This is a genomic window from Pedobacter suwonensis (assembly GCF_007833675.1).
GTDB lineage: Bacteria > Bacteroidota > Bacteroidia > Sphingobacteriales > Sphingobacteriaceae > Pedobacter > Pedobacter suwonensis.
This window is the reverse complement of the sequence record NZ_CP031708.1, coordinates 2,904,306-2,921,926: the sequence shown is the minus strand read 5'-3', so window position 1 is coordinate 2,921,926 and position 17,621 is coordinate 2,904,306. Positions and strand designations below refer to the sequence as shown.

The following is a 17,621-nucleotide window of genomic DNA, read 5'->3' as shown; positions in this document are numbered from 1 at the left end:
GAAAAATAGATAAATTTGAATTAGTATGCATGCATAGTTTATGCTGAGATATTCGTCTTGATACTGGATTCTTAAATCTTGATACTATTTAAATATGAATACAATAAAAGTAAGTGTTAAAGATCGCCTGGCAACCATCACATTAGATAGGGGGAAATCAAATGCCCTAAACCGGGAGTTGATTACTGAACTAAACGATATGCTTAGAAATATTGCTGCCGATGATAATATTGGTGGTGTAATATTAACCGGAACAGCACCTTTCTTTTCTGCTGGGTTGGATTTAGTAGAGCTTTATAATTATAATGAAGAAGAAGCCAAATCTTTCTGGCAGTTGTTTTTGGATTTTACAGCTAATATGGTTTCGTTTAAAAAACCAATGATAGCTGCCATCAGCGGACATAGTCCGGCCGGCGGTTGCGTAATGGCATTGGCATGCGATTATCGGGTGATGGCAGAAGGGCAGTACATTATTGGCTTAAATGAAGTGCCGGTAGGTATCATCGTACCTAATAGTATTTTCCAGTTATATGCTTTTTGGATCGGTAAAGCCGAAGCCACCCGCAGTTTACTTTCTGGTAAGTTGTATAGTCCTGAAGAAGCTTTAAAAGTTGGCCTGGTAGATGAATTGGTTAAGAACGAGAGTTTATTAACAGCAGCCGAACGTAAGATTAAAAAATACATGGAGCTTGCAAGCAATACCTGGTCGCAAAGTAAAGTAAATATCCGTGAAGAACTGATTGCTGCGGTATCTGCCGACCAATCGGCCACTTTAGAAAAAATGCTCGCACAATGGTGGTCGCCTGCAACACGTCATATTTTACAAACAATTTTAGCTAACCTGCAAAGGAAATAGTTTTCAGTTTACTAGTGGCAGTTTCCAGTTTGCAATCTGCTGTATACAGTTGCTAGTTTCAACAAAATAATCCTTTCAGCAATTAACCGATTTAACAGTTAACCAATTAACCAAATTAATGATGTTCAATTATAATTCACCGATGCTCAGAGAAGATGCTTTAAAAGGGAAAACCATTGTGATTACAGGTGGCGGAACAGGACTTGGGAAAGCAATGGGCGTTTATTTTTTGAAGTTAGGCGCTAATTTAGTCATTACCAGTCGTAAGCAGGAGGTATTGCAAAAAACTGCTGATGAAATGGAAGAAAAAACCGGTGGCAAAGTGCTGGCAGTAGCTTGCGATGTACGGGAAATTGAACAGGTAGAAAACGTATTGGCGAAAACATTAGCGCGTTTTGGTGCTGTTGATATATTGTTAAATAATGCCGCGGGTAATTTTATTTCTCCCACAGAACGGTTATCAGCCAATGCCTTTTCATCCATTATCGATATCGTTTTAAAAGGAACGGTTAACTGTACACTTACCTTTGGTAAACATTGGATTAAGGAAAAGCAGGCAGCGACAGTTTTAAATATAGTTACCACTTATGCTTTTACAGGCTCCGCCTATGTTGTGCCATCAGCCTGTGCAAAGGGTGGTGTTCTGGCATTAACCAGATCTTTGGCTGTAGAATGGGGTAAATATGGTATCCGTACCAATGCCATTGCTCCGGGGCCATTTCCAACTAAAGGTGCATGGGAGCGTTTGTTACCTGGCGATTTGGCCAAAAAATTCGATTTTAAAAACCGGGTTCCCCTAAAAAGAGTAGGTGATCATCAGGAACTGGCCAACCTGGCGGCATTTCTGGTAAGCGATTTTTCTGGCTATATTAATGGTGAAGTGATTACTATTGATGGTGGTGAGTGGTTGCAGGGTGCAGGTCAGATGAATGGTTTGGAAGCCATTCCGAATGAAATGTGGGATATGCTGGAGCAAATGACAAGAAACGCGAAGTGAGGTAAGACATGAAATGGATAGTGTTAGATATATAATGTAAGCCTGGAATAGAGCGACTGCTTAGTACATCATCCCATCTTACCTTTTCCATCTTACATTTTTATTTATCTTTGCCGGTATGAATATCTTACTTTTAGGTTCCGGCGGCAGAGAAAGCACATTCGCTTGGAAATTAAGCCAGTCTTCGCACTGCGATAAACTAATTATTGCCCCAGGTAACGGTGGAACAGGGGCTTATGGTACCAACATCAACATCAGTGTAAACGATTTTGATGCCATAAAAAAAGTAGTGCTTACCGAAAACATCGGACTTGTTGTAGTAGGCCCCGAAGAACCTTTGGTAAATGGTATTCATGATTTTTTCCTCGCTGATCAAGCCATTGCGCACATCCCGGTTATCGGACCTAAAAAGGAAGGTGCTATTTTAGAAGGAAGTAAAGATTTTTCTAAACAGTTTATGGAACGCCATGGTATTCCTACTGCGGCTTCAAGGTCTTTCACGCCCGAAACTTTGGAAGATGGATTGGCTTACCTACAAAACCATGCTTTGCCAGTTGTTTTAAAAGCAGATGGTTTAGCCGCTGGTAAAGGAGTATTGATTTGCACCGAAACCATCGAAGCTCAGGAAGAATTAAAACTGATGCTTGGCGGTAAATTTGGTGCAGCTGGCGCAACAGTTGTTATCGAAGAATTTTTAAGCGGAATAGAACTTTCAGTGTTTATTTTAACTGATGGTGAAAACTACATTACACTACCATCTGCTAAAGATTATAAAAGAATAGGGCAGGGCGATACTGGTTTAAATACTGGTGGTATGGGTTCCGTTTCTCCGGTTCCTTTTGCCACACCAGAATTTTTGGCCAAAGTAGAAGGACGTATCATTAAACCAACGGTTGAAGGTTTAAAGAAAGATAGTATCGATTATACAGGTTTTATCTTTTTCGGATTGATTAAAGTAGGAGAAGAGCCATTTGTAATTGAATACAATGCACGGATGGGCGATCCTGAAACTGAAAGCGTAATCCCTCGGGTGGAAAATGATTTGGTAGAACTGTTTTTGGCTACTGCTAACAAACAATTAAACGAGGTTAATCTGGTTATTTCAGAGCAAACAGCTGCTACTGTAATGATTGTTGCCGGTGGTTATCCAGGCGATTACCTGAAAGGTAAAGCCATTACCGGAATCGAAAATCTTCGCCATTCCAATGCATTCCATGCCGGTACCTTGTTAGAAAATGATGTAGTGAAAACAAATGGAGGCAGGGTAATTGCCATTACCAGTCTGCAAAAAGATTTGTTTACTGCTTTACAATCGGCAACTGCTGATGCTGGCCGGATTTATTTCGATGGGAAATATTTCAGGGAAGATATCGGGTTCGATTTGATTTAATAGCAGATGAGTTGGGGAAAAAAATGAATAAGTTGAGGTCAATTTTTCCAATAAAATAAAGAAAGTCCCAATTTTTAGTTGGGACTTTCTCTTTTAAGGCATATTTCTTATTTCGATTTACTTCCTAATAATTCCTGAAGTTTATTTTGTAAATTTTCTTCTCTTAGGTCTTTAGCGACAATTTTACCTGTTGGATCAATCAAGAAATTAGCTGGGATTGAGCGGATACCATACATCTGCGCAACCTCGTTATCCCAGTATTTTAAATCAGAAACATGTGTCCATGTTAATTTATCATCAGCAATTGCTTTTAACCAGGCATCTTTTTTACCCGGACGATCTAAAGAAACACCTAAAACCGTAAAACCCTTATCTTTAAATTTGTTGTAGGCGGCTACCACATTTGGGTTTTCCTGACGGCATGGGCCACACCATGATGCCCAAAAATCAACCAAAACATATTTACCTTTAAAATCAGATAATTTAACTGGTTTCCCGGCAGTATCAGCCTGTGTAAAATCCATCGCCATTGCACCTACAGCAGTCTTTCTTCCTGCTTCAAATATCTGAGCAATTTTTTTACCTGTGTAAGTCGCCTTAAGCTCAGGTGACAGTGCTTCAAAAGCTTTCTGCGCTGCGGTTGCCTGGTCAGGATCTGAAGCCAGCTGGTTTATTGAATTAAGGCTTACAAATGATTTAGGATTGCTATTGGCAAACTGTAATAATAATGGAGGCATCGCTGCAGCTTCTTTTTCATAACGTGCACTTAAAGCTTCCATTACTGCCTTGTCTTGTTTTTGTTCTGGTGTATAACCGGCATATTCAGCATTAATTGCCGCAAGTTTGTCTGCTACAGGTTTAGTTAATGCTCTTAACTTTTTCGCATCATCATTAACAGGAGAACCCGTAATTGTTGCTTTCTTTAAAGAATCTGCCGCAGCCAGTTTTATATTTCCAGGCTCCACATAAAGTGATAAGGCATCTATTTTCTCACCCTGTGCCGGGCGGTTTACATAAGGGTTTTTGTTTAAGAAAAGACTTCCCCCGGTTGGGCTTGCCAGCGTTCCTTTAAAAGTAAAAGCACCGTTTGTTACAATTGCCGAGTCGGTAATGCTTTTACCATCTGTTTGATAGATAAGGTAAACCTTATCTCCGGTTTTTAGGCCTTTTATGTCGCCATTAACCGTAAATGGCTTCTGCGCCATTGCTGCAAATGGCAATAAAGCCATTGCTGATAATAATATTTTTTTCATGAAGTTGGTTTAATCCTATTCAAATATAGAAATCTGTATCGCTAAAACGTAAATAGCTGTGTAAAATTATGATATACTGTTTGTAATGGCTTAAACGTCTACTTTATCCGTTGCCAACTTAATACTTTATACTCGCTGCGTTTTTGGTTTTCTGATCCTCCGTAAATTAACGTTTTTTCCACTTTTTTAGAACTTGCTGTAACTTCAAACTTATTCAAATTTTTAAAAAGATCAGGAGTAACGGTTTGTGTAGCCTTAATTTCAAATACACTAAAGCCCTCATCTGTTGGTTGAAGTAGATCTATTTCATTAGCATGGCTGTCTTGCCAAAAGTAATATTCGTTATTTAAATAGTTATGGTAATTTTGTTTTTGAAATTCTGCAATTACCATGTTCTCAAAGATGTTTCCTTTTAGCCTATTTTTTAATAGGGCTTCGCTGGTTTTAATTTTAAGTAAATGGCACAATAAACCTGAATCGTAAAAGTAAAGTTTTGGTGTTTTTACTAAACGTTTATTAAAATTTTCGTGATAGGGTTGTAGCAGATATATGATATAACTACTTTCTAAAAGAGAAAGCCAGTTTTTTGCGGTCGGTTGTGATATATTGCAGGCATTAGCTAGTGCACTTAGATTAAGCAACTGGCCGGCCTGGTTGGCGCATAATCCGATAAAGGTTCTGAATGCATGCAAATCTTTAATATTTAAAAGTTCTGTTACATCTTTTTCTACATAGGTTTGTATATAATTGGTAAAATATATATTAGGTTCTATTTCGCGATCGTAAATGGCAGGATAGAAGCCTTTAATACAGGCCTCTGCAAACGAAGGCTGAAGTAAGTTGTTGGCTTTAAGCTCCGATAAATCAAAAGGTAAAAGTTTAAATAGTGCTACCCTTCCCGCAAGGCTTTGTGTTATGCCATGCATTAAATGAAAATTCTGTGAACCTGATAAAATAAACTGCCCCATTATTTTAGATTCGTCAACCAATCCCTGTAAGTAAGAAAAGAGTAATGGAGCTCTTTGTACTTCATCAAAAATCACTTTATCATCATATTCACTTAAAAAGCCATTAGGATCTTCGGTTGCAAATGCCCTAATATCTGGGTTTTCAAGGGAAATATATCTGTAGTTACTAAATAAATTCTTTAGCAATGTAGTTTTTCCCGATTGCCTTGGACCAGTAATGGCGACAATAGGAAATTTATTTTTTTGGTGTTCTATATGTTTACTTATATGCCTTTTAACTAATTGTTGCATAGTTGCTTGTTTTTAGTCAAAAGTACTAAAAAAGATAAGTGTATACAACTTCCACTTTGAAATTACACAGCTTCCACTTTGAAATTGCACAACTTCCACTTTGAAATTACACAGTTCCAACTTTGAAATTACACAACTTCTAATTCAGCTTTTGATAGGTCCTCCACCACAAATCGGGCATCTCGCCATTAACTGCAATCTGGTAATCATCATATCTGCAGGGTACCAAATGGTAACGCTCATTTTTGGATTGGCCAGATGGGTAAGGAACCTGCATCCACCAACGGTCTGATTTTTTACTTTTTACAAACGTCATTTCTCCCGAACCATCTTTTAAACTGGTTCTATAGATGATATACTGCGATTTTGGTGTAAGCGGGAAATCCTTTTTACGGGCGTAGTATCCATCCACAAAATACCATACCATTTGAGCAAGTAAGAAGGCCGTTTGTCCGTTGTTATCGTAAGCAGGGTTAAACTCGTAAAAGCCTATTGACGTTAACTTATCATTCATGCCGGCGTAGCGGGCAATCCGACAGGCCTCTTCACCATCAAAACCATTTGGAGTGGTATTGGCATTTGCTGCAGCATCAGCAGACCGGATAGCGCCAATATCAAAGCTGATCATGTTGGCATTGCGGATGATGGGCTCTGTTAAGGTAATATCCTGGGCAAATTCACCCAAACGGTGTACATCAAAATATAATTTGTCCATTACACTCAAACTTTCTTGATTTACAAAATAAGTTTGATAGCCTACATTGCTGAAATTGAACAGGTAATTGGGTTGATGTAAGAAAATTTTATTCAGGTAACAATCCGATCGGGTGGCAATTCCCTCATGGTCATCATCGCCAATATCGAATTGGTTATCAATAATCACCAGATCAACTTTTTGCTCCAAATCTTCATAACCCAGGTATTGGCCATAGGTTAAGTCTTGTCCGCCGCCAATAATAATTGGAATAATATCTTTTTTAATCAATTCAGAAACCGCCATTTTGATGGCGATATAGGTATCAGCAATGGTTGCACCATGTTTAATGTTACCTAAATCAACAATCCGACTTTTAAAAGCACCTTCATTCAATCGGTAAAATTTCTCTCTGAAATAGTCGGGAGCCAGGGCACAGCCTTCATTATTAACGGCGCCTCTTCCATCAAGTACCCCAAAAATGGCCAGGTCGTAGGTCTGTTCCTCAAAATCGGGAAAAGATTCGGTATAGATCTGCGCTTTTAACCCTAACTGACTTGTAAAAAAACCTTGTTTGGGCGTAAAACTTTCGGGGTTGATGGGTGAAAAGAAATCCGTTAATGACATATATTTAAAACTCTCGGCTCAAATATCTATTTTTGAATGCGTATTTTCACATATAGCCCGAAAAAAATAAAATGATACTGGTAACCGGAGGAACTGGATTTTTAGGATCTGAATTGATTAAGCAGTTAACCAACAGTGGTTTATCTGTTCGGGCGCTCAAACGAGAGCAATCTAAAATACCCGCATTGCTTGAAAACATTCGTTTAATTGAATGGTTTGAAGCCGATATTAATGATCCCGCGACTTTGGAGGACGCTTTTACAGGTGTTACCAAAGTTTATCATTGCGCTGCATTCGTATCCTTTAACCCTAAAGATAAAAAACAGCTTTTTCATGTAAATATTAAAGGTACATCGAACATGGTTAACCTTTGCGCCGAAAATAATTGCAGGCTATTGCATGTCAGTTCGGTGGCCGCACTGGGCAATGCAAAAAAGGGGCATAAAATTACCGAAACAGATTTTTGGGAATATGATGCAAAAGCGCATGCTTACGGTTTGTCCAAATACGAAGGAGAAATGGAGGTTTGGCGGGGAATTAATGAAGGGATGGATGCTGTTATTGTTAACCCCTCTGTAATTATTGGTAAAAATGCCGGATTCGAAGGAAGTGGAGCAATTTTTAAATTGGTAAAAGATGGTTTTCCGTTTTATACCAACGGAGCTTCAGGTTTTGTAGATGTTGAAGATGTGGCCAAAGCAATGATAATGTTAATGGATACCGAAGTATCAGGAGAACGATATATCATTTCTGCAGATGACTACCATTATAAAGAACTGTTTAGCGATATTGCTAAAGGCTTCGGTGTTAAAGCACCATCAAAGGAAGCAAAACCATGGATGCTTGGAATAGCCTGGAGGGCACTAAAATTGATATCTATATTTACTGGTAAACAGCCGTCAATCACTAAGGATGCTGCCAAAAGTAGTTTAACCTTAAGTTATTATAATAATGATAAAGTAAAGACGGTAACAGGCATTAGTTTTAAGCCAGTTGCCGAGAGTATAAAAGAAATTACCCAACATTTAAGATAATGCCCAAACAAAAAGCTTATTACATCATCGATTTTGATAGTACCTTTACGCAGGTAGAAGCCCTTGATGAACTTGCCCGGATTTCGCTAAAGAACCACCCAGATAAAGAAGCGATTTTTCAAAAGATTGAAGATTATACCAATTTTGCCATGGAAGGAAAACTTTCCTTCTCCGAAAGTTTAGCACAACGTGTTAAGCTGCTCGAAGCGAATGAGGACCATTTAAAGCAGCTCATTAAACATTTAAAAAAGAAAGTATCTACATCTTTTTCGCGTAATGCCGAATTTTTTAAGAAGCATGCAGATGACGTTTTGATTGTTTCCGGAGGTTTTAAGGAATTTATTACCCCGGTGGTAAGCCAGTACCATATTAAAAAGGAAAATATTTATGCCAATACTTTTGTAACCACGGGTGATGGCAAAATTATAGATTATGATCATGCCAATCCTTTGAGCGAAGAAGGTGGCAAAGTAAAATTGCTTCAGCATTTAAAGCTGGAAGGAGAGTTATTTGGTATAGGTGATGGTTATTCTGATTTCCAGTTACGCGAAAGCGGGATCATTAATAAGTTTTTTGCCTTTACAGAAAATATTGCCCGTGAAAGTATTGTTTCCAAAGCAGACCATGTTACACCAAGTTTCGACGAGTTTCTTTACGTAAATGATCTGCCGCGCGCCATCTCCTATCCTAAAAATAGAATCCTATGCCTGGTGATTGGTGAAGTTGATCCCTTAACAATTTCCATTCTAAAAAATGATGGTCTATCCATCAGGCATAAAGCTTCATTTGAAGATAAATATGTAAAAGACGTTGGAATTATCGTTTTAGCTGATGGCGAAAAAATCAGCAAAGAGCAATTAAAAAACGCCGCTAAGCTAAAAACTATCGGATATCTGGGAAGCGCAAAAAACAAATTAGATCTAGGTTTGTGTACCAAACAAGGTATTGTGGTTTTTGACGATCCAAAAAACAACCCTCGTAACATTAGTTTTATCCCGAAACGAGTGGCCGATTTTATGAACACAGGCGCAACCTATTTGAGTGCTAATTTTCCAAATCTGCAATTGCCGAAAATCGATAAATCGCACCGTTTAATTCATATTCACAAAAACGTTCCGGGCATCATGGCCAAAATTAATACCGTTTTTGCCAAACACGATATTAATATTGTGAGCCAGTTTTTAATGACTAATCCTGATATCGGATACGCCATTACCGATATTAATATAGAATACGACAAACAATTGTTTAAATCGCTTAAAAAGATTGAACAAACGATAAAATTTAGGGTGCTGTATTAGATCTAAAAGGGATGATGGAATACCTTAAAATCGTCATTTCGAGCGTAGTGCAACGAAGTCTGGAAATCTGCTTTTGTAGATTTCTCTCCTGAACATTCGGGCTGCCCTTTAGTCGAAAAGAATTTTATATAGTATTCTGTCATTCTGAGGGATAATTAAATTGTTTAAAAATCAAGATGATTGACAGATAAAATTAATTAGGTAATATCCCTCAAGAAATCGTCATTCCCAACTTGATTGGGAATCTTGAAACGTTGCATTAAGATTCCCGCATGCGCGAGAATGACGACCGAACTAGTGGATTCTGTCAATGGTAGTGCAACGAAGAATCTTTAACTTTCCTCTGTTTACATTGAAATGTTTCCTCGGTCAGTATCTTGTGAGTAAGATTTGCTTCGCAGAGCATCCGCGTTCTTCACTGCGTTCAGAATTACTAGATATGGCGCCCTACGCTCCACGCTCTCCGCTACCTCAAAAACTGATGCCTTTTCAACAACAAATGCTTAGGTGCTCCGATTGTCTGCGATTTATAAATACCGGTATGGCCAGAAAATAGGTAAGCCGTAACGCAGGCCAGGGCAATATAAATTCCCGATGATGCACCAAATAACTCTATTCCCATAAAAATACAGGCCAAAGGTGTGTTCGCTGCCCCCGCAAAAACAGCCACGAAACCCATACCTGCCAGCAGGCTAATCGGTAAGGGGATAAAAAAACTTGAAAAGCTACCCAGTGTGGCACCTATAAAGAACAGTGGCGTAACCTCGCCGCCCTTAAACCCTGCACTTAACGTAAATGCAGTTAAAAATAACTTGATTGCAAAGGTATAATAGGCTTCTTGCTTTATAAAGGATTCTGAAATAACCGGAATGCCCAAACCAATATATCGTGTATTCCCAATGAGGTATATAATTCCAACCAAAATGATGCCCCCGATAAAAGGCCGTAAGGGCGGATAGTTAATTTTAGCGAAAAGACGAGATAGCGCATGGTTTAAGGTAGAGAAAGTTCTTGCTGCAAGGCCAAATAATATCCCTGCACCTAAAGATAATAATAGGTTTATCGAATCTATTTCGGGTACAGCAGCTATGGAGTAATGGGTATGCCCAACACCCCAGGCTTTACAGGCATAATCAGCAATAATTGCCGTGACAAATGAAGGAAGGATTGAACTGTAACTTAAACTTCCAATTACAAAAACCTCTAATCCGAATACTGCACCTGCCAGCGGAGTTCCAAAAACAGAGGCAAAACCAGCACTGATCCCACAGATGAGAATCACTTTGCGGTCTCTTGTTTTAAGCTTAAACAGTTTCGTAAACTGGTCTGCAAAGGCTCCGCCAATTTGTACAGCTGTGCCCTCTCTGCCAGCTGATCCGCCAAATAAATGGGTGATAATCGTACCCGCAAAAATAAGCGGCGCCATAATCAGCGGAATTACATTTTTCGGTGATTGTAACTCCTCAATCAAAAGATTGTTTCCTTTAACAACCTTTGCGCCCCAGTAATGGTACGCCATGCCAATAACTAAACCTGCGACGGGTAAAAGGGCAATCATCCACAGGTGTTGTTCACGGTAATTGGTTGCCCAGTTCAAAGTTTCTAAAAACAGGGCAGAGGCAGAGCCGATAACTACACCCAGTATGGAAGAAATGAACAGCCATTTTACGGTACTCGCTAAGAGTAATCCGAAGTCGAGTTTAATAAAGCTTTTGGTAGAAAGAAGAAATCCTTCTGTTAGTTTTTTAACAGGCATTTGTATTCAATTTTATCTAAAATCGTAGGAGTCATCAGCCTGTTTGGGCGGTTTTGGCGGTACCCCATCGCCATGTTTCAAATGTATAAAATTTAGTTATTTGTTGCAAAATCTTTATCACCTTTGTGCAACTAACTTTAAACCATGGATTTTACACCCGAAATAAAAGACAAACTACACCGCCTACAGGAAAAATACACGGCAATGGGTCAGGATATGGCATCGTATCTTGACGGACTTCTATATGCTGATTTCCTCACCTATTGGGATTACATCCACTTAGATACGCTGCTAAGCCTGCAGAACCCCAAAACACCAATTCCTGATGAAGAGATTTTCATCATGTACCACCAGATTACCGAACTCTATTTTAAACTTGCCCTGCACGAGTGCCGGCAGATTGCGGAACATGAGAATTTAACCGTCGAATTTTTTACGGCGCGCGTAAAACGGATCAATGCTTATTTTAATGCCTTAACCAATTCATTTGAGGTGATGGTTGACGGTATGGAAAAAGAACAGTTTTTGAAATTCCGGATGTCATTACTACCAGCAAGTGGATTCCAATCTGGCCAGTACCGGATGATCGAAATCTGCGCTACGGATTTTATCCGGCTTGTAGATAAATCCAAACGTGAAGAACTAAGCACTGCAACAATAGAAGAACAGTTTGAAAATATTTATTGGAAATTCGGTGCAACGGAACTGGCGTCAGGTAAGCAGACTTTAACTTTAAAGCAATTTATCAATAAGTATGCGGTTCAATTTTTGCAATTGGCCAAAAACCGCACTTCAACTAATTTCTCAGCACTATACCATAAATTGCTGGCTAATGGAGCGGATGTTTCTGCACTTGCTGATGAATTGCGTAAACTCGACCTGTATGTTAATGTAGAATGGCCCTTATCGCATTATAAATCGGCTGTACGTTATTTGGAGAAAGACCCGGTTGATATTGCGGCAACTGGTGGAACCAACTGGCAAAAGTATCTGCCGCCGCGTTTTCAGAAGCGAATCTTTTATCCGTTTTTATGGAGTGATGAGCAAACGGAAGAGTGGGGTAAAAGCTGGGTGCTTAGTGTACTTAAAACACTCAAAAACAAAGATTAATATTGCAAAAAGCTATTAAAAAAGGCTGTTTTTTCTTAATTTGCGCAAATAATTAATGATTGAATTAGAGAATGACAGAATGATGAATTGCAAGATACATTCATTCAACCCATTCAAAAATCACTCATTCAAAATTCAATAATATGACCGAGACATTAGATATAAAAATCACCAAAACAGATCAAACAAGATTAACGGTTACTGATTTTTCACAATTACCTTTCGGTAAGGTTTTTACCGATCACATGTTTACTGCCGATTACGAAGATGGCGAATGGAAGAACTTGCAGATTCTTCCTTATGGTCCCATCCCGATGAGTCCTGCAATTTCTGCCCTTCATTATGGGCAGGCAATTTTTGAAGGATTAAAGGCTTATCGTCAACCAGACGGGAAAATCAGTGTGTTTCGTGCCGATAAAAATTTCGAACGCTTTAACAAATCAGCAGCAAGAATGTCGATGCCGGCTGTTCCTGAAGAAATTTTTATGCAGGGTTTGGCTGCGTTGATCAATGTTGATGAAAAGTGGGTGCCAAATCAGGAAGATTACGCTTTATATATCCGTCCGGTAATGTTCGCCATGGATCCTTATCTGGGTGTTAAGGCTTCAGATACCTATAAATTCGTTCTGTTAACCACGCCAACAGGTCCATATTATAGCAATGCATTAAAAGTTAAAGTTGAAACTGAATTTACACGCGCAGACGAAGGTGGCGTTGGCTTTGCCAAAACAGCCGGAAATTATGCCCGTTCATTATATCCTTTTGAGCAAGCTAAAAAAGAAGGTTACGATCAATTGATCTGGACAGATTCAGTAACGCATGAGTTTATTGAAGAAGCTGGAACCGCCAATTTGCTTTTTGTAATTAATGGTAAATTGGTCACGCCATCAGTACGCAGTACCGTTTTAGATGGTGTAACGCGTGATACAATTATTAAGCTGGCTAAAGAGGCCGGAGTAGAGGTTGAGGAACGTAGGGTTTCTGTTAAGGAAGTGATTGAAGGAATAGAAAATGGAAGCTTAACTGAAGCATTTGCTGCCGGAACTGCGGCTACCGTAACACACGTGGGCGAAATGGGCTATAATGGACAGATTTATAAATTAACTGATCCTGCTACTAGACATATTTCAAATGGCATTGCTAAAAAACTAAATGATATTCGTTATGGTTTAGCGCCTGATGAGTTTGGCTGGAACTGGGTTTTGTAAGCCGAAATCCCATTAAAGATAAAACCCCGATGCAGCATCTGCATCGGGGTTTCTTGTTTTCTATTATCGTCATCCTGAATTTATTTTATAAGTCATAGATAGTATTTCAATTATCTTGTAGCTACTACGTGGTCAGCATCTTTCATGCTATAATATCCTGAAATGAAATACTTCGGTGAGCTCGGTAAAGCTCGGTTCAAGTTGACGAATAGATATAAAAGGATATTCTTATTTATCTAAAATCACTACCCCTTTAGCTTCAAAAGCCAGTTCTTTTTTAGGATCAGTAATTTTTGCTACTTCTTCAGGAGATTTTTTAGCATCTTCCGCATAATGGCGCAAGGTTTCTACTGATATAGTCTGTTTCTTCGCCAGGCCATCTAAAACTACTTTTTTGCCTACAATGTCCATTGGCATAAAGAAAGCGTAATCTTTAAAAGTTACCCGCATAGGATCGCCATTAGGCATTTCCAATGTGATCCAGCAGCCCTTTTTCTTACATACATCTATCACTTTGCCTTCGATTTTCATATCAACCGTTTTTTTGTCGCCCATTGCTGCTTCCATCTTGGCGGCCGGTTTTACATTCCCTGGTTTAACTTCTTCTCCAAATTTTTGACCGTTATATGCTGTTTGAGCAAATGTCAATACTGTAAATAAGCAAAAACTTAAGCTTAGGATAATTTTTTCATGGTTTTATAATTGATTTGGTTATAGCCTAATCAAAGTTATCTAAATTTTTTCTAAATATTGAAAACAAAAAACACCCCGCTAACATCCGTTAGCGGGGAAAATCATCCCTAATATTATGTAAATCAAACGCTATGATTTACTTGTCTTATTTTTTAACGCAAACTAAAAACCAAAATTTTAGTTTTTGGTTTAGTTGAGGTTAATGTTCTTATAATCAGATAATTATTTTATTTTTATTTGTGCGTGTTAATTATTAGCATGAATATAGAATGTGGAATAATATCTCCTTTATGGGGTATTTTGTTGAATTATTTCCACACTGCTATTCATTTTGCTGCAATAGCTATTCTGCTTAGGGCTTCATCAAGCTATGATAACAATCTCAGGAAGATTGGAAACTTCCTTTAACCCACTGCCTTTCATTGCATAAATACCTAATTCTGAACCTGTACCAAATCGATTTTCGATCAACCTTCGGATATGATTAATGTTGTGCATGTAGTCTTAGTATCAAAGTCGGTTTTTAATATTGATTGGGTAAATAATCAATTGGTAGCAGGTCTCCAAGGCGCAGGTTGGCCCAGTAGCGCTCAAGCTTTAAACTCATCGGGTTAATGATAACGCCATTCCAGTCAAATAGAACATTGCCATCAAGGATTGAAATTAAGCTAGCCATTTTATCCATCTCATGGTTAGGAATAATAGATGAGGCGGAACGGTAAAAAGATTGATAAGTTTTTTTTGACTTTTCGGGTATGTATTTTACATAAGTAACGTACAATGAGTTTTTAAATTTGCAAGTGTCACATTTGACGTCAGTTCTATTTATGCCACGGACTTTGACAGATGACCACCTATTCACATAGTTGGTGTCAGTAATGATCCGGAGGGAGTATATGCCTTTGCTATCGGTTAAATGAACAACCTGTTTTGTTTGCAATTTTGTAGTGTCTAATACCTCAATATATTTAGGCTGCTGTAACATACTTATCCAGAAAACGAGTGAATCTTGATCAATCTTGCTGTTTTTATTCCTAAAAAAGCTGATTTTTTTTCTAATAATGGAATCTGGGAGGCGATATTTATTCTCCATCCGGGTGTCTGTCATGACTAAGAAACCACTCTCTTTATATTGGTTGATATTATTTCCGAGCAACGACCGGAGAAAGTGCTGTAATGAACCTGTATATGCTTCAATTCGATTTTCAGCCCATTCTTGCTGCTGCTTATCCTTTCCTTTTATTGCTTCAAATAAAACATAACCCACGTAAGATATAAGTTGATTCTTTTCATTTCGTTCAAAATCCTCAACCAAATACTTTAAGCGATACCCAAGAGCTTTATTCTCAATAATCAAGAAGTCAGTGGAGTAAGCAGTCAGTTTATTTTCTCTTTTATCGAAATTAAGTTTTATTACGTCGGGATTGATAATACGACATTGTTCACCAAATTTTGAAGTACCTAATATTTCACGCTTGAACATATCCAGATATCTACTACTTAGTTTTTTGGCATTCACAATTTTGACTTCATTTAAAGAAGTAATATTTTCTGCCATTTCCACGGTATGTACATTTGTATCAAATTGTACTGATATTGGAGTTTTATAAGTTTTAAAGCCTACCATTGAAACAATCAGTTGGTAGTGATTACTTTTTACATTATAAATCTTGAAGTCACCATACCTATCTGTTTTTGTTACGTAACTTGTCTTATCTATAAATACTGTAGCATTTTCTAAAGGTTTATTATCTACCAGGTTTATTACTTTTCCGGCAATGGTGTATTGAGCAAAAGCCTGATGTGTGATTGATAAAAAAAATGCGATTGCAAAGATCCTGTATATAATTTTAAGAGCCATAATTTTGATTTTTACTAATTTATCCAAAAACCAGACTGAACACCTCTTCTATTTTAGAAACAGCCTTAATCTCCATGTTATATTTTTCTATTGAAATCCCTTTCAAATTGTATTTAGAGATATAAATGGTTTCAAAGCCCAGTTTGTCTGCTTCGGCAATGCGTTGTTCTATACGATTAACGGCCCTGATTTCGCCTGATAAGCCAACTTCAGCAGCAAAACAAATTTTTGAAGAAACGGAAATATCCTGCTGAGATGATATGATGGCAATCAGCACGGCCAGGTCTATCGCCGGATCTTCAACTCTTATTCCACCCGCGATATTCAGGAAAACATCCTGTGTACTTAACCTAAAGCCACAGCGTTTTTCTAAAACAGCTAAGAGCATATTCATTCTTTTGGTGTCGAAACCTGTCGCGGAACGTTGTGGAGTTCCATATGCTGCCGAACTTACCAGAGCCTGTGTTTCAATCAGCATCGGTCTGGCGCCTTCTAATGTGGCTGCTATAGCTATTCCGCTCAGCTCTTCATCACGCTGTGATAACAAAATTTCAGAAGGATTGGAAACTTCTCTTAATCCACTTCCCTGCATTTCATATATACCCAGTTCTGCAGCTGCCCCAAAGCGGTTTTTGATGGATCTCAGAATACGATAAACGTGATGCCTGTCGCCTTCGAACTGCAAAACCGTATCAACCATATGTTCGAGTATTTTGGGCCCTGCAATGGCGCCGTCTTTAGTAATGTGGCCAATAAGGAAAACGGGTACACCGGTTTCTTTTGCAAAGCGCAATAGCTCAGCAGTACATTCCCTTACCTGTGATACACTGCCGGGAGTGGAATCGATATGAGCTGAATGGAGTGTTTGGATAGAATCGACCACCAGGATCTCCGGTTCTAAAATTTCTATTTGTTTAAAGATATTTTGCGTTGATGTCTCTGTTAAAATGTAACAGTTAGACGATGGGCTTTTCTGAATCCTTTCTGCCCGCATTTTTATCTGCTGTTCGCTTTCTTCTCCGGATATATAAAGTAGTTTTTTACCTTCTAAATTTAAGGCCAATTGCAGCATCAGGGTCGATTTCCCGATGCCTGGTTCGCCACCAATTAATACCAATGATCCTTCTACCAGGCCACCTCCCAATACGCGATCCAATTCTTTATCACCCGTTAATATCCTACGCTCCGTTGAAGATTGTATTTCGCTGACTTTGCTCGGCTTGCTTAGTTTGCGACTTGCGGTGTCACTTTTCCAGGTTGGAACTGATGGCGGACTTTTTTCTACAATTTCTTCTACAAAAGTATTCCATTGATTGCAGGAAGGACATTTGCCTAGCCATTTTGCTGATTCGTATCCACAGCTCTGACAGAAGTATGCGGTTTTTGATTTTGCCAATTGATTAAAATTTAGATTACGAATTTAGTTTTTCTCATTGAGGTTTGAATACCACTGGTCGAGATTTATCTCAACCATATCAATGGTGGGATTTACAATCAACAAAAGAATCCGTTGTTTTGAAATGGGGAATACAAATCGCTACCGGTAAAAACAAAAAAGCCTGGATTTGACCCAGGCTTTCAG

General features: G+C 38.5%; 14 protein-coding genes and 1 riboswitch. Of the genes, 7 read left to right on the top strand and 7 right to left on the bottom strand.

The features are described 5' to 3' along the window. The first annotated feature begins 94 nt into the window (after window positions 1-94). The 3 genes from DV942_RS11875 to purD all read left to right on the top strand — a co-directional run bounded on the left by DV942_RS11875 (window position 95) and on the right by purD (window position 3,243). Window positions 95-856: an enoyl-CoA hydratase/isomerase family protein gene (locus tag DV942_RS11875; protein WP_145857734.1), complete on the top strand. Its 762-nt coding sequence runs from the start codon at window positions 95-97 to the stop codon at window positions 854-856. A 121-nt stretch (window positions 857-977) separates the two neighbouring features. Continuing rightward, window positions 978-1,853, top strand: a complete 876-nt coding sequence (locus DV942_RS11870; protein ID WP_145861723.1) for an SDR family oxidoreductase — start codon at window positions 978-980, stop codon at window positions 1,851-1,853. Between the two features lie 118 nt (window positions 1,854-1,971). Continuing rightward, complete coding sequence (gene purD / locus DV942_RS11865; protein WP_145857732.1) at window positions 1,972-3,243, top strand: phosphoribosylamine--glycine ligase; 1,272 nt, start codon at window positions 1,972-1,974, stop codon at window positions 3,241-3,243. A gap of 107 nt (window positions 3,244-3,350) precedes the next feature. Here purD and DV942_RS11860 read toward each other — a convergent pair whose 3' ends face one another. The 3 genes from DV942_RS11860 to DV942_RS11850 all read right to left on the bottom strand — a co-directional run bounded on the left by DV942_RS11860 (window position 3,351) and on the right by DV942_RS11850 (window position 7,076). Continuing rightward, entirely contained in the window at window positions 3,351-4,496 is a 1,146-nt protein-coding gene (locus DV942_RS11860) for a TlpA disulfide reductase family protein (protein WP_145857730.1), read from the bottom strand. Between the two features lie 98 nt (window positions 4,497-4,594). Beyond that, window positions 4,595-5,755, bottom strand: a complete 1,161-nt coding sequence (locus DV942_RS11855; protein ID WP_145857729.1) for an ATP-binding protein — start codon at window positions 5,753-5,755, stop codon at window positions 4,595-4,597. Between the two features lie 139 nt (window positions 5,756-5,894). After that, on the bottom strand, window positions 5,895-7,076 hold the full coding sequence (locus tag DV942_RS11850; RefSeq protein ID WP_145857727.1) for a formimidoylglutamase: 1,182 nt from the start codon (window positions 7,074-7,076) through the stop codon (window positions 5,895-5,897). Between the two features lie 71 nt (window positions 7,077-7,147). Here DV942_RS11850 and DV942_RS11845 point away from each other — a divergent pair, with 71 nt between their 5' ends. Both DV942_RS11845 and DV942_RS11840 read left to right on the top strand, forming a co-directional pair. Further along, window positions 7,148-8,110 carry an SDR family NAD(P)-dependent oxidoreductase gene (locus DV942_RS11845; RefSeq protein ID WP_145857725.1) on the top strand — a complete coding sequence of 321 codons (963 nt, stop codon included), beginning with the start codon at window positions 7,148-7,150 and terminating at the stop codon, window positions 8,108-8,110. Further along, entirely contained in the window at window positions 8,110-9,411 is a 1,302-nt protein-coding gene (locus DV942_RS11840) for an HAD-IB family phosphatase (RefSeq protein WP_145857723.1), read from the top strand. Before DV942_RS11845 ends, DV942_RS11840 begins: the two co-directional genes overlap by 1 nt. Window positions 9,412-9,877: 466 nt before the next feature. Here DV942_RS11840 and DV942_RS11835 read toward each other — a convergent pair whose 3' ends face one another. Continuing rightward, complete coding sequence (locus DV942_RS11835; protein ID WP_145857721.1) at window positions 9,878-11,167, bottom strand: voltage-gated chloride channel family protein; 1,290 nt, start codon at window positions 11,165-11,167, stop codon at window positions 9,878-9,880. Window positions 11,168-11,185: 18 nt separating this feature from the next. Next, window positions 11,186-11,248, bottom strand: a riboswitch (Fluoride riboswitch). Window positions 11,249-11,311: 63 nt separating this feature from the next. Here DV942_RS11835 and DV942_RS11830 point away from each other — a divergent pair. Both DV942_RS11830 and DV942_RS11825 read left to right on the top strand, forming a co-directional pair. After that, window positions 11,312-12,277, top strand: coding sequence for a tryptophan 2,3-dioxygenase family protein (locus DV942_RS11830; RefSeq protein ID WP_145857719.1), 966 nt, complete (start codon window positions 11,312-11,314; stop codon window positions 12,275-12,277). A gap of 143 nt (window positions 12,278-12,420) precedes the next feature. After that, complete coding sequence (locus DV942_RS11825; RefSeq protein WP_134204347.1) at window positions 12,421-13,485, top strand: branched-chain amino acid aminotransferase; 1,065 nt, start codon at window positions 12,421-12,423, stop codon at window positions 13,483-13,485. Window positions 13,486-13,713: 228 nt separating this feature from the next. Here DV942_RS11825 and DV942_RS11820 read toward each other — a convergent pair whose 3' ends face one another. From DV942_RS11820 to radA, 3 genes are all read right to left on the bottom strand, one after another. Beyond that, entirely contained in the window at window positions 13,714-14,133 is a 420-nt protein-coding gene (locus DV942_RS11820; protein ID WP_222431108.1) for a DUF4920 domain-containing protein, read from the bottom strand. A gap of 568 nt (window positions 14,134-14,701) precedes the next feature. Beyond that, complete coding sequence (locus DV942_RS11815) at window positions 14,702-16,039, bottom strand: carboxypeptidase-like regulatory domain-containing protein (protein WP_145857717.1); 1,338 nt, start codon at window positions 16,037-16,039, stop codon at window positions 14,702-14,704. Between the two features lie 19 nt (window positions 16,040-16,058). Further along, window positions 16,059-17,435, bottom strand: a complete 1,377-nt coding sequence (gene radA / locus DV942_RS11810; RefSeq protein ID WP_145857715.1) for a DNA repair protein RadA — start codon at window positions 17,433-17,435, stop codon at window positions 16,059-16,061. Between the last annotated feature and the right edge of the window lie 186 nt (window positions 17,436-17,621).